At 63.6% G+C, this 13,218-nt stretch carries 12 protein-coding genes; 10 read left to right on the top strand and 2 right to left on the bottom strand.

Going from position 1 to position 13,218, the window contains the following annotated elements:
- Window position 1: 1 nt before the first annotated feature.
- The 10 genes from hyi to MQW79_RS08625 all read left to right on the top strand — a co-directional run bounded on the left by hyi (window position 2) and on the right by MQW79_RS08625 (window position 10,978).
- Window positions 2–781, top strand: coding sequence for a hydroxypyruvate isomerase (gene hyi, locus MQW79_RS08670; protein WP_476588024.1), 780 nt, complete (start codon window positions 2–4; stop codon window positions 779–781).
- Window positions 782–783: 2 nt separating this feature from the next.
- Window positions 784–1,644 carry a 2-hydroxy-3-oxopropionate reductase gene (locus MQW79_RS08665; protein ID WP_476588206.1) on the top strand — a complete coding sequence of 287 codons (861 nt, stop codon included), beginning with the start codon at window positions 784–786 and terminating at the stop codon, window positions 1,642–1,644.
- Between the two features lie 9 nt (window positions 1,645–1,653).
- Window positions 1,654–1,794: a hypothetical protein gene (locus MQW79_RS08660; protein ID WP_476588023.1), complete on the top strand. Its 141-nt coding sequence runs from the start codon at window positions 1,654–1,656 to the stop codon at window positions 1,792–1,794.
- Between the two features lie 128 nt (window positions 1,795–1,922).
- The gene (locus MQW79_RS08655) at window positions 1,923–4,208 is read left to right on the top strand and encodes an NADP-dependent malic enzyme (RefSeq protein ID WP_476588022.1); all 2,286 of its coding nucleotides are present in this window, start codon (window positions 1,923–1,925) and stop codon (window positions 4,206–4,208) included.
- Between the two features lie 220 nt (window positions 4,209–4,428).
- Window positions 4,429–5,643: an ROK family transcriptional regulator gene (locus MQW79_RS08650; RefSeq protein ID WP_476588021.1), complete on the top strand. Its 1,215-nt coding sequence runs from the start codon at window positions 4,429–4,431 to the stop codon at window positions 5,641–5,643.
- A complete protein-coding gene (locus MQW79_RS08645) occupies window positions 5,640–6,893 on the top strand; it encodes a M20 family metallopeptidase (RefSeq protein WP_476588020.1) in 1,254 nt (417 codons plus the stop codon). Before MQW79_RS08650 ends, MQW79_RS08645 begins: the two co-directional genes overlap by 4 nt.
- 21 nt (window positions 6,894–6,914) lie before the next feature.
- Window positions 6,915–7,967 carry a substrate-binding domain-containing protein gene (locus tag MQW79_RS08640; protein ID WP_476588019.1) on the top strand — a complete coding sequence of 351 codons (1,053 nt, stop codon included), beginning with the start codon at window positions 6,915–6,917 and terminating at the stop codon, window positions 7,965–7,967.
- Window positions 7,968–8,030: 63 nt separating this feature from the next.
- Complete coding sequence (locus MQW79_RS08635) at window positions 8,031–9,014, top strand: ABC transporter permease (protein WP_476588018.1); 984 nt, start codon at window positions 8,031–8,033, stop codon at window positions 9,012–9,014.
- Window positions 9,015–9,025: 11 nt separating this feature from the next.
- Window positions 9,026–10,225, top strand: coding sequence for an alanine racemase (locus MQW79_RS08630; protein ID WP_476588017.1), 1,200 nt, complete (start codon window positions 9,026–9,028; stop codon window positions 10,223–10,225).
- A 9-nt stretch (window positions 10,226–10,234) separates the two neighbouring features.
- Window positions 10,235–10,978, top strand: a complete 744-nt coding sequence (locus tag MQW79_RS08625) for an ATP-binding cassette domain-containing protein (protein WP_476588016.1) — start codon at window positions 10,235–10,237, stop codon at window positions 10,976–10,978.
- A 13-nt stretch (window positions 10,979–10,991) separates the two neighbouring features.
- Here MQW79_RS08625 and MQW79_RS08620 read toward each other — a convergent pair whose 3' ends face one another.
- A complete protein-coding gene (locus MQW79_RS08620) occupies window positions 10,992–12,380 on the bottom strand; it encodes a sensor histidine kinase (protein ID WP_476588014.1) in 1,389 nt (462 codons plus the stop codon).
- The gene (locus MQW79_RS08615; RefSeq protein ID WP_476588012.1) at window positions 12,377–12,937 is read right to left on the bottom strand and encodes a putative pterin-binding protein; all 561 of its coding nucleotides are present in this window, start codon (window positions 12,935–12,937) and stop codon (window positions 12,377–12,379) included. The genes MQW79_RS08620 and MQW79_RS08615 overlap by 4 nt, the downstream gene beginning before the upstream one ends.
- Window positions 12,938–13,218: the final 281 nt, after the last annotated feature.

Raw genomic sequence — 13,218 nt, 5'->3', positions numbered from 1 at the left:
CGTGCCGCGTTTTTCTGCCAACGTTTCCATGCTCTATCCTGAACTTCCCTTCATGGAGCGGTTCGGGGCCGCGGCCGCCGACGGTTTTGCCGCCGTCGAATATGTCGGCGCCTATGATCAGGACCCGGCAGCGCTCAAGGCGCTGCTGGAGCAGCACAGCCTGACACAGGCCCTGTTCAACCTGCCGGCCGGCAACTGGGCCGCCGGCGAGCGTGGCATAGGCTGCCATCCGGATCGGGTGCACGAATTCCGCGCCGGCGTCGACAAGGCCATCGACTATGCCAAGGCGACCGGCTGCGCTCAGGTCAATTGTCTGGCCGGTATTGCGCCCCAGGGCATCGAGCGTGCCGCGCTCGAGCAGGTGCTGGTCGACAATCTGCGCTATGCCGCGCCGCGCCTCGCGCAGGCGGGGATCAAGCTGCTGCTCGAGCCGATCAATACCCGCGACATCCCCGGATTTCTCGTCAATTCGACCGACGACTACGAGCGCATCGCCGCAGCGATCGGCCACGACAATCTCTACCTGCAATATGATTTTTATCACATGCAGGTGGTGCAGGGAGACCTGCTGCAGACCTTCAAGCGGCTGCAGTCGCGCATCGCCCATGTGCAGGTGGCCGACAATCCGGGCCGCAATGAGCCTGGCACGGGCGAGATCAATTACGTCAATATTTTCAGGGCGCTCGATGCGGCCGGCTATGCCGGCTGGGTTGGCGCTGAATACAAGCCCGCCGGCGGCACCAGTGCGGGCCTGGGCTGGTTCAAGGAGTGGGCGCGATGAACATGAAGATCGGTTTTATTGGCCTCGGCGTCATGGGGCGCCCGATGGCCGGCCATCTCATCGCGGCCGGGCATGAGCTTTTCCTGCACCGGGTCAAGGAAGTGTCGCAGCACCTCGTCAAGGCCGGTGGCAAGGCGCTTGATAGTGCCAAGGCCGTGGCCGAAGCGGCGGATGTGGTCATCCTGATGGTCCCTGACACGCCCGATGTCGAAGCGGTGCTGTTTGGTGCCGACGGCGTCGCGGACGGACTCTCGGCGGGCAAGCTCGTCATCGACATGAGCTCGATTTCTCCGGTTGCCACCAAGGACTTTGCCGCGCGCATTGGTGCGCTGGGCGCCGGTTATGTCGATGCACCCGTCTCGGGCGGCGAAGTCGGCGCCAAGGCAGCGTCGCTCACCATCATGGTGGGCGCGTCGGAAGCCAATTTCGAACGTGCGCGACCGCTGTTCGAACTCATGGGCAAGAATATCACCCGCATCGGCGATGTCGGCGCCGGGCAGACGGCCAAGGTGGCCAATCAGGTGATCGTGGGCCTCACCATCGAGGCCGTTGCGGAGGGACTTGCGCTGGCCAAGGTGGCCGGTGCCGATCCGGCCAAGGTGCGCGAAGCGCTGATGGGGGGCTTTGCCTCGTCGCGTATTCTCGAGGTGCATGGCGACCGCATGGTCAAAGGCACATTCGATCCCGGTTTCCGCATTCGCCTGCATCGCAAGGATATCGGCCTTGCCATGGAAGCGGCCAAGGCGCTGGACCTTTACCTCCCGCATTCGGCCAGCCTTCAGCAGTTGATGAACAAGGCGCTGGCGGACGGGCTGGGCGACAAGGACCATTCGGCGCTCTACAAGGTGCTTGCAAAGGACTGACGCGCCGACATGGGCACGGCTCGCAAGCGCGCCGCCCTCGAGGGGCGCGAACTGGAATTCGGCGTCGAGGATGCCATCAGGGGCATGAACGTGCTCGATGCGGTGTTTGCGAGCGAAAGGTCAGGCACCTGGGCCAGCGTCGCCAGTTGATCGCGGTCCCGAGGCGGGACGGGGTTCGACCAAAGTCCTACTTTTGCGATGGCGCCAGCCCTGATCTTTGGTGGGTCATACAGGCCGCTCCACCGTCCGCAAGACGGGCGGTGAAGCAGAGGCGGCCAATGCCTGACCCCGAGGAGACCCAATTGTCCGACACACCCAGCCTGCGCGACGCCGCGCTGCATTTCCACGAATATCCGCGCCCGGGCAAGCTCGAGATCGTGGCGACCAAACCCCTGGCCAATACGCGTGACCTGTCGCTGGCCTATTCGCCGGGCGTGGCTATTCCCTGCGAGGAAATCGCCGCCAATCCTGAGGATGCCTACAAATACACGTCCAAGGGCAACCTGGTCGCCGTCATCTCCAACGGCACCGCAGTTCTGGGCCTCGGGAATATCGGCGCGCTGGCGAGCAAGCCGGTGATGGAAGGCAAGGCGGTTCTGTTCAAGAAGTTCGCCGGCATCGACAGCATCGACCTCGAGGTCAACGAGCAGGACCCGAAACGCTTCATCGAGATCGTGGCGCCGCTGGAGCCCAGCTTTGGTGGCATCAATCTTGAAGACATCAAAGCCCCGGAATGTTTCGAGATCGAGGAAGCCTTGCGCGAGCGCATGAATATCCCGGTCTTCCACGACGACCAGCACGGCACGGCGATCATCGTGGCGGCGGCGGTCATCAACGCCATGCGGCTGGTCAAGAAAGACATTGGTCAGGTCAAGATCGTAACCTCGGGAGCGGGAGCCGCGGCCATTGCCTGCATGAACATGCTCATCGCCGTCGGTGCGAAGCGTGAGAATATCTGGATTGCTGACAGCAAGGGGCTGGTCACCAAGGCCCGCCACAACAATGTCGACCGCTGGCGCGGTGCCTTTGCGCAGGAAACGGACAAGACTGAGCTGGCCGAGGTCATGGCCGGCGCCGACATCTATGTCGGTCTCTCCAAGGCCGGGGCGCTGAAGCCCGAAATGATGAAGGACATGGCGGAGAACCCGTTAATCCTGGCGCTTTCCAATCCGATCCCGGAAATCATGCCCGAACTGGCCAAGGCGACGCGGCCCGATGCGCTGGTCTGCACGGGGCGGTCGGACTATCCCAACCAGGTCAACAACGTCCTCTGCTTCCCATTCCTGTTCCGTGGGGCGCTCGATTGCGGCGCTACCATCATCAACGAGGAAATGAAGGCAGCGGCTGCCCATGCCATTGCCAAACTCGCGCATGAGCCGGGGCTCGAAGCCACGGCGCATGGCGTGCCGGCAATCTTTGGGACCGACTACCTGATCCCCAATCCGTTCGACCAGCGCCTGATCCTGCGGATCGCGCCTGCCGTGGCCGAGGCGGCAATTGAGTCCGGTGTTGCCAAGCGGCCCATCGCCGATTTCGATGCCTATCGCGACCAGCTGCGGCGCTTCGTGTTCCGCTCGGGCATGGTGATGAAGCCGATGATCGAGCGGGCGCAGAGCGCCGAAAAGCGCATCGCCTTTGCCGATGGCGAGGACGAGCGCGTGCTGCGAGCGGCGCAGGTGATCCTCGAAGACGGGATCGGCAAGCCGCTCCTCATCGGCCGCCCGCTGGTGATCGAGGCGCGACTCGAACGCTTTGGCCTCACCATTCGACCGGGGAAGGATTTTGAGGTCATCAATCCCGAAGACGATCCGCGCTACCGCGACTATGTCGCCGATTTCCACGCGCTGGTCGGGCGCAAGGGCGTGACGCCCGATACGGCCCGCACCATCGTGCGCACCAATACCACCGTCATCGGGGCGCTGGCGGTGCGGCGCGGCGAGGCGGATGCGCTGATCTGCGGCCTGCAGGGACGTTTCATCAAGCATGCCCGCGACATCCATTCGGTGATCGGGGTCGCGCCGGGCGCGCAGCAACTCTCGGCGCTCTCGATGCTGATCCTCAATCGCGGTGTGTTTTTCCTCGCCGATACCTATGCCAATATCGATCCGAGCGAGGACGAGCTGGTCTCCATCGCCCTCCAGGCACGCGACCACCTCAAGCGCTTCAACATCGAGGCCAAGGCGGCGTTGCTCTCCTATTCCAACTTCGGGTCGCGCGATGGCGAGACCTCGATCAAGATGCGGGCGGTCTACGAGAAGCTGCAATCTGTGGCGCCGGACCTGATGGTCGAGGGTGAAATGCAGGGGGATCTGGCCGTCAATGCCGAGCTGCGCGACCGCTTTATTCCGGACTCGGTGCTCAAGGGCGAAGCGAACCTTCTGATTTTCCCGAATCTGGAAGCGGCAAACCTGTCGATGACGCTGCTCAAGGAGCTCAATAACGGGCTGCATATCGGGCCGATCCTGATGGGCACGGCCAAGCCGGCGCATATCCTGGCGCCGACGGTAACCAGCCGGGGCATCGTCAATATGGCGGCGATTGCCGCGACGGAAGCGGCGGGCTAAGGGTCGGGATCGGCGCTCGCCACACGAGGCGGGCGCTGTTTCCAAGCTGGTCCCGAAATCAGTCTAATCTATTGATTGAATTTGCGATTTTATCCTGCCCAACGGCGTCTGGGCGGGGCGCTTCTGCACGACCCATAGGCGGGATTACTTTCCGAGCTTGACAGCGGTCACGCCTGAATCAATAGTTCGTCAACTGACCGAACTAATTAAGGTAGCCGCGTTGAGCCAAGCCGTTCGCATCTCCCGCCAGTTTTCCCTGCGCGCAGTTCTTGAGGCGATCGTTCAGAATGCGCCGATCTCGCGCGCCTCGATCGCCAAGCAGACGGGTCTTTCCAAGCAGACGATCTCGGAAGTGATGCGTCAGCTCGAAGACGAGGGCTGGGTGAGCGAGACCGGGCGGACCAGCGGTCATATCGGTCGCACCGCCGTCACCTATGAAATTGTGCCCTCGGCGGCCTATGTCGTTGCCGTCGATCTGGGCGGCACCAAGGTGCGTGTCGCGATCTGCGATCTGGTCTCCAAGGTCATCGTTGAATTGACCGAGCCGACCCATGCCGAAGGCGGCAGGGCAGTGATTGCCCAGATCGCGCGGCTGACATTCGAGGCCGCTGCTCAGGGTGGCGTGCCCACCGAAAAGCTGCGCATTGCCGTGGTCGGCGTGCCGGGCGCGCCGCAGGCGGCAACGGGCCGGGTGCTGCTCGCACCCAATATTGCCGGATTCGACACGCTCGACGTCGCCTCGGGCCTGGAAGACGCCCTCGGCTTCGAGGCCATGCTGGAGAACGACGTCAATCTCGCCGTGCTCGGTGAAAGCTGGCTGGGCGCGGGGCAGGGGCTCGACAACCTGGCCTATATCGCGCTTGGCACCGGCGTGGGCAGCGGGCTGATGCTGAATGGTCAGCTGGTCCGCGGCGCCGCCAATGCGGCAGGCGAGCTGGGCTTCCTGCCCTTTGGTGCTGATCCGTTCGAGCCGGAATCGCTGCGCGCCGGTGCCTTCGAGCGTCTCGTCGCCTCCCATGGCATGGTGGCGCGCCACCGCGAACTGGCCGGATACGATGCTTCGGTGCCGAGCATTTTCGAGCGCGCCAACAATGGCGACCCGCATGCCGGGCAGGTGCTGGATGAAACCGCGCGGCTGCTGGCGCGCGGCATTGGCGCCATCGCCGCCATCGCCAACCCGGACAAGGTCGTGCTGGGCGGCTCCATCGGCAGTCGCCAGGAGCTGGTCGAGCGCGTCCGGGCGGTCCTGCCGGCCTGCTTCCCCTATCCGGTGGCGGTCGAGGCGGGCGAATTGGGCGATCATTCGGCCCTGGTCGGTGCTACCGCCATTGGCCTCAGCCACCTGCACAACACCTTGTTCGGGGCAGACGCGCCCGAGAGCCGGATATCATTGCCCCCTGCCAATGCCGTCTCCATGCGCGAGGCGCTGAAATGAACGCTCTGACTCGTATCTTGCGCGATCACCTCGACCAGGACGATGCCATTGCGCTGTTGCGCGGCGCGATCGGCCGCGAGAGCATTACCGGCAATGAAGCCAATGTTGTCTCCTATCTCGCCGAGCAGATGCGGGCGCGGGGCCTCGCCGAGGTCGAAACCACCGACTTTCTGCCCGGCCGCCCCAATGTGCGCGGCACGCGTAGGGGCAGCGGCAAGGGGCCGCGTCTCATGTTCATCGGCCACACCGACACTGTCCATGTCGATGGCTGGCGCGAACACTGGGCAGGCGAAGCGCGCGAGGACCCGTTCGGTGCGCCCATCATCGATGGCGAAATCTGGGGTCGGGGTTCGGGCGATCTCAAGGCAGGCATTTGCACCAGCCTTGCGGCCTTGAGCCTGCTTGATCGCGCCGGCATCCGCCTCAAGGGCGATGTCGATTTCGCCTTTGTCGGCGACGAGGAAAGCGGCCAGCCTGGCAGCGGTGTCTCGGCGGGGGTCAAGGCTCACGTGGCGCGCATTGCCGCGGGTGAGCTGCCGCGGCCCGATTTCGTCGTCTATACCGAGCCAACGCGCCTGGCTATCTACCCGGCCCAGATCGGCTTTTTCATTGCCGATATCACCATTACCGGCAAATCCGCCTATTTCGGCGTGCCGGAACTGGGGCGCGATGCGCTCAAGGCCAGCCATGCAGTCATGAGCGCGCTTTGGGCCCATTCGGACGCCATTGCCGCGCGGGCCGAGCATCTCCTGATCGGACGTGCCTTCCTGCTCATCACCACGCTCAATGGCGGTGGTTTCATCGCGGTGCCCGAGCGCTGCACGCTCTCGCTCATCCGCAAGCTGCTGCCGGGCGAAAGCCTCGATGCCGCTGCGACCGAGCTGGAAGCGGTCATTCGCGGCGCGGTAGCCGACCCCGAAATCGCGGTCGAAATCGCCTATCCGGCCGGGCGCGATCATGCGCTGGGCGGCACGGCTGCCGAAATCGATCCCACCCATCCCGCGCTCGCCATGCTTGGCGAGGCCGTGGGCCAAGCCATGCCCGGCCGGGGCGGCGCCGAGGGGGCGCCCTTCTGGTCGGAGACGCCGTTCTTCGTCAACGGCCTCGGCATCCCGGCGGTCTATTGCGCCCCGGGCGACATCCGCAACTGTCACACGTTCGAAGAGCGCGTCAGCGTCGAGGAATATCTCGCGGGCGTGGTGGCCTTTGCCGATTTCATGACCCGCTTCTGCGGCGTCGAAAATAACTAGGGTTCTACAAGGGAGACTATCATGAAGACCAAGACCATCCTGGCTGCATTGCTTGCCAGTACGCTGCTCGCGCCGTCCGCCTTTGCCCAGACCGTCGGGCCCAATGGCGAAGCGGCAACCCCCAGTTCCGAAGTCGTGCTCTCGGACGACGACATCGCCGCGCTTGCCGGCAAGGGCTACAAGGCTGCGCTGCTCTGGCACACGTCCTCCGATTTCATCAATGCCGTGGCTGCCGGCGCCAATGACGAATTCGCCCGCGCCGGTGTCGATGTGGTCGTCACCACCGATGCCGGCTTCGACGCGGCCAAGCAGCGCTCGGACATCGAAACCGCGCTGGCCGCCCAGCCCAATGTCATCCTGTCGCTGCCGCTCGATCCGGTCACCTCGGCCGAAGCGTTCCGCGAAGCGGTCGATACTGGCGTCGAACTGGTTTTCCTCTCCAACCTGCCGGCCGGCTATGTGCACGGCACTGACTATGCCGCCATCGTCACCGACGATCTGTTCCAGATGGGCAAGCAGGCGGCCGATGTGCTGGCCGAAGCCATCGGCGGCGAAGGGCAGGTGGGCTACATCTTCCACGACGCCGCCTATTACGTGACCAACCAGCGCGACCAGGCTTTCAAGACCACGATCGAAGCCGACTACCCAGGCATCGAGATCGTCGCCGAACAGGGCATCACCGATCCGGCGCGTGCCGAGGAACTGGCCAATGCCATGCTGCTGCAGAATCCCGATCTAGACGGCATCTATGTGACCTGGGCCGAACCGGCTGATGGCGTACTGGCGGCGCTGCGTGGAGCGGGCAATACCGAAACCAAGATTGTGACACTCGATCTGTCCGAACCTGCGGCCCTCGACATGGTCAAGGGCGGCAACGTCGTCGGCCTTGTGGCTGACGAAGCCTATGAACTGGGTCGCGCCATGGCGGCTGCCGGCTTGAAGGGGCTGCTGGGTGAAGATGTGCCCGCCTTTGTGGTGGCCCCGGCCCTCACCGTCACTGCCGACAACGTCGCCGAAGGCTGGCAGCAGTCGCTGCACCGCGAAGCTCCGGCTTCGGTCCTTGCCGCGCAGTAAGCCCTCGGGCAGGTCGGGCGGGTTCGCTCCGCCCGACCTCATTCGTTAAAGGGGAAATCCGCCATGTCCGCTTCAGCCATTTCGGCAAGCCCGCTCCGTTCCGCCCTCGCGCGGATCAACTTCCAGCAATATGTGGTCTATGTCGGCTTCCTCGCCATATTCCTGTTCTTCGCCGTGGTGCTGCGTGACAGTGGGTTTTTGACCCAGCGGAACCTCGTCAACATCATCCTGCAGACCGCGCCGGCGACGATCATGGCGATTGGCCTGGTTTTCGTGCTGTCGGCCGGGGAAATCGACCTCTCCTTCGGCTCCACAGTTGCCGTTTCGGCGCTCTGCGCCGCCATGGCCATGGCGGCCGTCCCCGATGCTGCGCTGCCGATCGGCATTGCTGCCGGCATCGGTGCGGGCCTGATCGTCGGCGCCTTTAACGGCCTTCTTGTTGCATGGCTCCGGCTACCCTCCTTCCTCGTGACGCTGGCCACGATGGGCCTTGTCGCTCGTATTGGCCGCTCGCTGACCCAGTTGCGCTCCATTCCGGTGACCGACCCGCTGTTCACCGGCATCTTTGGCTCTGGCGCCTTGTTCGGCGTGCCCTCGCTGGTGATCTGGACCGTGATTGCCGTCGCAATCGGCCACGTGGTCTATCGCCGGACGCGCTTTGGCGCCCATGTGCTGGCGACCGGGGACAATGCCCGCGCCGCGCAGGTGACCGGCATCAAGGTCACCCGCATCCGCCTCCTGGTATTCATGATCAGCGGTGGCCTCGCCGGGCTCGCCGGCCTTCTCTATGACGGGCGTCTGCAGGCCGCCAAGTACACGCTCGGCGAAACCGACCTGATGACGGTCATCGCAGCCGTCATCGTGGGTGGCACGCTGCTCAATGGTGGCAAGGGTTCCATCATCGGGGCGCTGGTGGGCTCGCTGCTCATGGGCATGCTCAACAATGGCCTCATCCTGATGGGCCTTTCCGTTTCCGACCAGATGATCGTTCGCGGTCTCATCATTATCGTCGCAGTCGCCGTGTCGCTGCGCGAAAAGTCCCGCTGAGGAGATCAGGGATGTTTCTCGACGTACTGCGCCGCCGCAATCCACGTTTCATCGAAGCCGCCATGGCGCTTCACCAATCGGGACAGATCCCGGCCAATGCCTATGTGCTCGATCTCGACGCCGTGGAGGCCAATGCCCGCGTGCTCAAGACCGAGGCCGACAGGAACGGCCTCAAGATCTTCGCCATGACCAAGCAGGTCGGTCGTGCCTCGAGCTTCTGCCAGGCCGTGCAGCGTGGCGGCATCGGAAAATCCGTGGCCGTCGACATGGCCTGTGCCCGCGCCACCCATCGCGCCGGCATGCCGGTGGGGCACCTCGGGCACCTGTCGCAGGTGGCGCGAGCCGAAGCCGACGCCGCGGCCGCCACCTTCCGCCCCGACTACTGGACCGTGTTCAACGCCGAGAAGGCCCATGAAGCGGGCAGGGCGGCACACAGGGCCGGTTATCGGCAGAACCTGCTCGCCCGGATCAAGGCCGAGGGCGACACCTTCTATCGCGGCCACGAGGGCGGCTTTGACGCGGCCGATATTGCCGCCGTGGCTGATGGCCTCGACCGGGTCGAAGGCGGGCGCTTTGCCGGCATCACCACATTCCCGGCCCTCTTGTTTGATCACGAGACGCGCAAGGTGAAGCCGACGCCGAACCTGACGACGCTGTCGCGCGCGGCCGATGCCCTGCGCAGGTCGGGCCGTCGCGATATTGAAATCAACGCCCCGGGAACGACCTCGTCGGTGCTCCTCAAGGGCCTGGCCGAAGCGGGGGCAACCCAGTGCGAACCGGGCAATGGCCTGCATGGCACGACGGCGCTGCATGTGGTGGAAGACCTGCCGGAATTGCCGGCCGTGCTCTACCTCACCGAGGTATCGCATCTGTCGTCCGACAAGGCCTATTGCTTCGGCGGCGGCTTCTATATCGACCCCATCTTTGCCGACTATCCGGTCAAGGCACTGGTGTCGCCCGAGCCGACCACCGATGCCTCGGCCCTGCTGGAGGTCGAAATTCCACCGCCTTCGGCCATCGACTACTACGCCATGATCGACGCTACCGGCGCTCGCGCTCCGCGCCCGGGCGACACGGCCGTTTTCGGCTTCCGGGGCCAGGCTTTCGTCACCCGCGCCTATGTGGTTGGTGTCTCGGGCATATCGAACGGCAATCCCAGGGTGGAAACGATCGAAAACGGCTTCGGCGAAGCCGAAAGCTGGCCGGTTTAGGAGGCGATCATGCTCGATACACGCAATGCCCCGGTCCTGGAGCTCAGCAATATCCGCAAGACATTTGGCGGCGTCGTCGCCATCGAGGATTTTTCCCTCGATGTCCGTGCCGGAGAAATCGTCGCCCTGGTGGGTGACAATGGCGCCGGCAAGTCGACGCTGATCAAGATCATTTCGGGCGTGCATGCCCCGACTTCGGGTGCCATCCGCATCGATGGCGGGGATGTGTCCATGTCCAGCGCCACCAAGGCGCGTGAACACGGGATCGAGGTGGTCTACCAGGACCTCGCCCTGGCCGACCAGCAACCGGTCTATATGAACCTGTTCCTCGGGCGTGAAATGACCAGGGGTCCGCTGGGCCTGCTGGATCGCAAGACCATGATTGCCGAGACCGAGCGCCTCGTGACCGAGCTCGATGTGCGCATCCCCTCGCCCCATGCCACGATCCGCGATCTTTCGGGCGGGCAAAGGCAGGGCATTGCCATTGCCCGTGCCACCCATTGGGCGCGCAAGCTGGTGCTGCTCGACGAGCCGACGGCGGCGCTTGGCGTGGCCGAGACGGCGAAGGTGGAAAACACGGTGGCGGCGCTCAGGTCCCGGAATATCGGCGTGTTGATCATCAGCCACAGCCTCGACCAGGTGTTCCGGCTGTCCGACCGTATCTGCGTTCTAAGGCGCGGCAAGCAGATCGGCATTCGCGAAACCGCCAAGGCCGACAAGAACGAAATCGTGTCGATGATCACTGGCGTCTGACACGCACAGCTTTTCACCCCGGCGGGCTCGGCCTGCCGGTGTATCTATTGGCGGTGACCGGGTCGAAGCCGGCTCGTTCGACCGGGCGAAAGGGGAAGATCAGGGAAATCGTCGAGCCCTCGCCTTCGGTGCTCTGGATGTCCATACGGCCGCCATGCAGGTCCATGATCTGCGAGACAAAGTGCAGGCCGATGCCGGTGCCGGCTATCCCCTCGGCCGTGCGGGCGCGGAAGAAGCGCTCTGTTATGAAAGGGATTTCGTCGGCCGGAATGCCGACGCCGCGGTCGACCACGCTGACCACCACATCATTGCCCTCGCGGTGTCCACGGATCACCACCTTCGTGCTGGGTGACGAGTATTTCAAGGCGTTGGAGATCAAGTTCTGCAAGGCCTGCTCGAGCAGGCCGGTATCGGCAATCACCTGGCGCGGCAATTCATCGAGGGACAGAACGATCCTGGTCTGGTCGTCATCGGGCTGCATCTCGAAAACCGATACGACCAGGTGGCGCAAATCGCAGGGGCGCGGGTGGAAGCTGATCTCGCCCTGCTCGAGGCGCGCCGCGTTGAGCGTGCTTTCCATCAGCCGCGTCAGCCGCTGACATGCCTTGCGGATCTTGGTGGCCCGATTGACGATTTCTTCCTCGGTCATCGACCCGCCCCGCCGCAGCATGCGTTGCGCACTGGCATCGATAATGGTGAGGGGCGTGCGGAACTGGTGCGAAACCACCGATGTAAAGGCGCGATGCAGGCGCGAGATCTGTCGCTCATGTTCGAGCGCCGCCTCGGCGCGCATGGTGGTGCGCAGGCCGCGGACGACGATGAACGTGACGAGCACGCCCGCCGCCATGGTGGCGAGCAGGTAGCTCAGCACCTCCACCAGAATGCGCCGGCGCACGTCGCGTACCGCGTCATCCTTGTTACGGGCGTCGAGCATGCCGGCATTGGCAAAGTCGCGCATGGCCTGCCCCATGGCGCGGGCGGTGTTGTGCAGGGTGGTGATGGCGAGACTGTTGCCCTGCTGCACGGTCGGCATCTGCTGGCGCTGAGCCTCGAAGGCCTCGCGCAGTTTGGCGACGCCGTCGCGGTAGCCAAGCTCCATGACAAGCCGGCTTCCGATGCCCTCTTCGAAGAGGCGCAGACGGCTATCGAGCAGGTCGAAGCGGAGCAGCAACTCGGTGCGCTCGACACGACCGGCTTCGAACAGCAGCGCCGCGTCGGCCAGGCGCATGGCCTCATACTGACCTTGGCTCGCGAACCACATGACGCTGTCGTCGCGTTCACCCGAAATGCGGTTCTCGTTGACGGCAAGACGCGTCACCGCGGCAAGCAGCAGCGTAAAAAGAATGGTCAGAGCAAGCGCTGCGGCCAGAAACGGCCGTGATATCCACGGCCGTTGGGTCATTGAACATTGAGCGCTTTGAGTTGCCAGACCCAGCGTTCATGCAAAAGCGTATTCTGGAGCGCCGGGACATCGTCCCGGGGATAGACGATCCAGATCGGCCCCTTGTCGCTGACCTGCATCTCCTCGCCATTCATTTCCATGGCCAGGATCACGTCGTGATCGCGAAAGTCAGCCAGGGGGATGTCCACGACATATTCGTTGAGTGCGCTGGCACGCACAACGGAGCCCTGGGCGCCAACACGTTCGAGCACTGATCGCACCAGTACGCCGCTGAAGGTCTGTACGCCATCGGTCCAAGGTGTCGAAGTGCTGATGACCGTGGTGCCCAGATCAAACAGCATCTGGCGGTCAAAGGCAGCACCGTCCGCATTGTTGGTGACGCCAATATTGCCGGTGACGGTCAGAATGACGGGACCAGACGGTAGGGGAAGGGGCTCCGCTGCCTCGGCCGCTGCCGCAGCGGCCACGGGCAGAAACAAAGTAGCCATGAGCACCATGGCGCGGTGCAGGCGAGCAGGCAATGCAGACAGATCAGGCGTCATACTCGATACTGACACAGCAACCACCTCAACCGGGCCTACGGAGAGGGCCTATTTGTACGATATTCGAATCATAGCCGCATCTAAAATCTTGAGTTCAGAAAAATTCTTACGCTTCCCATGTCTATCTGAAGATGATCTGTTACCTATTGGTAGATCAATTCAGTCAAAATGAATGTTTTTTGAGTTTATTTTGGCCTTCGCGAGGTAAATGCCGGACGGCAGACTTTTCGATCGACTAGGTTGTGAGTTTAATTGTCCGTCCCCGGCGAGGGTATTTGACACCCCCTCAAACAGGT

Source organism: Devosia sp. Micro-HW1, from assembly GCF_056341075.1.
This window is presented reverse-complemented; position numbering and strand designations above follow the sequence as displayed.

What these genes read in the sequence shown, in the direction of transcription:
- MQW79_RS08625 (WP_476588016.1), top strand. Translation starts at nt 10,235, where the DNA reads ATGCTCGATACACGCAATGCCCCGGTCCTGGAGCTCAGCAATATCCGC.
- MQW79_RS08660 (WP_476588023.1), top strand. Translation starts at nt 1,654, where the DNA reads ATGGGCACGGCTCGCAAGCGCGCCGCCCTCGAGGGGCGCGAACTGGAA.
- MQW79_RS08630 (WP_476588017.1), top strand. Translation starts at nt 9,026, where the DNA reads ATGTTTCTCGACGTACTGCGCCGCCGCAATCCACGTTTCATCGAAGCC.
- MQW79_RS08635 (WP_476588018.1), top strand. Translation starts at nt 8,031, where the DNA reads ATGTCCGCTTCAGCCATTTCGGCAAGCCCGCTCCGTTCCGCCCTCGCG.
- MQW79_RS08640 (WP_476588019.1), top strand. Translation starts at nt 6,915, where the DNA reads ATGAAGACCAAGACCATCCTGGCTGCATTGCTTGCCAGTACGCTGCTC.
- MQW79_RS08665 (WP_476588206.1), top strand. Translation starts at nt 784, where the DNA reads ATGAAGATCGGTTTTATTGGCCTCGGCGTCATGGGGCGCCCGATGGCC.
- MQW79_RS08645 (WP_476588020.1), top strand. Translation starts at nt 5,640, where the DNA reads ATGAACGCTCTGACTCGTATCTTGCGCGATCACCTCGACCAGGACGAT.
- MQW79_RS08655 (WP_476588022.1), top strand. Translation starts at nt 1,923, where the DNA reads ATGCCTGACCCCGAGGAGACCCAATTGTCCGACACACCCAGCCTGCGC.
- MQW79_RS08620 (WP_476588014.1), bottom strand. Translation starts at nt 12,380, where the DNA reads ATGACCCAACGGCCGTGGATATCACGGCCGTTTCTGGCCGCAGCGCTT.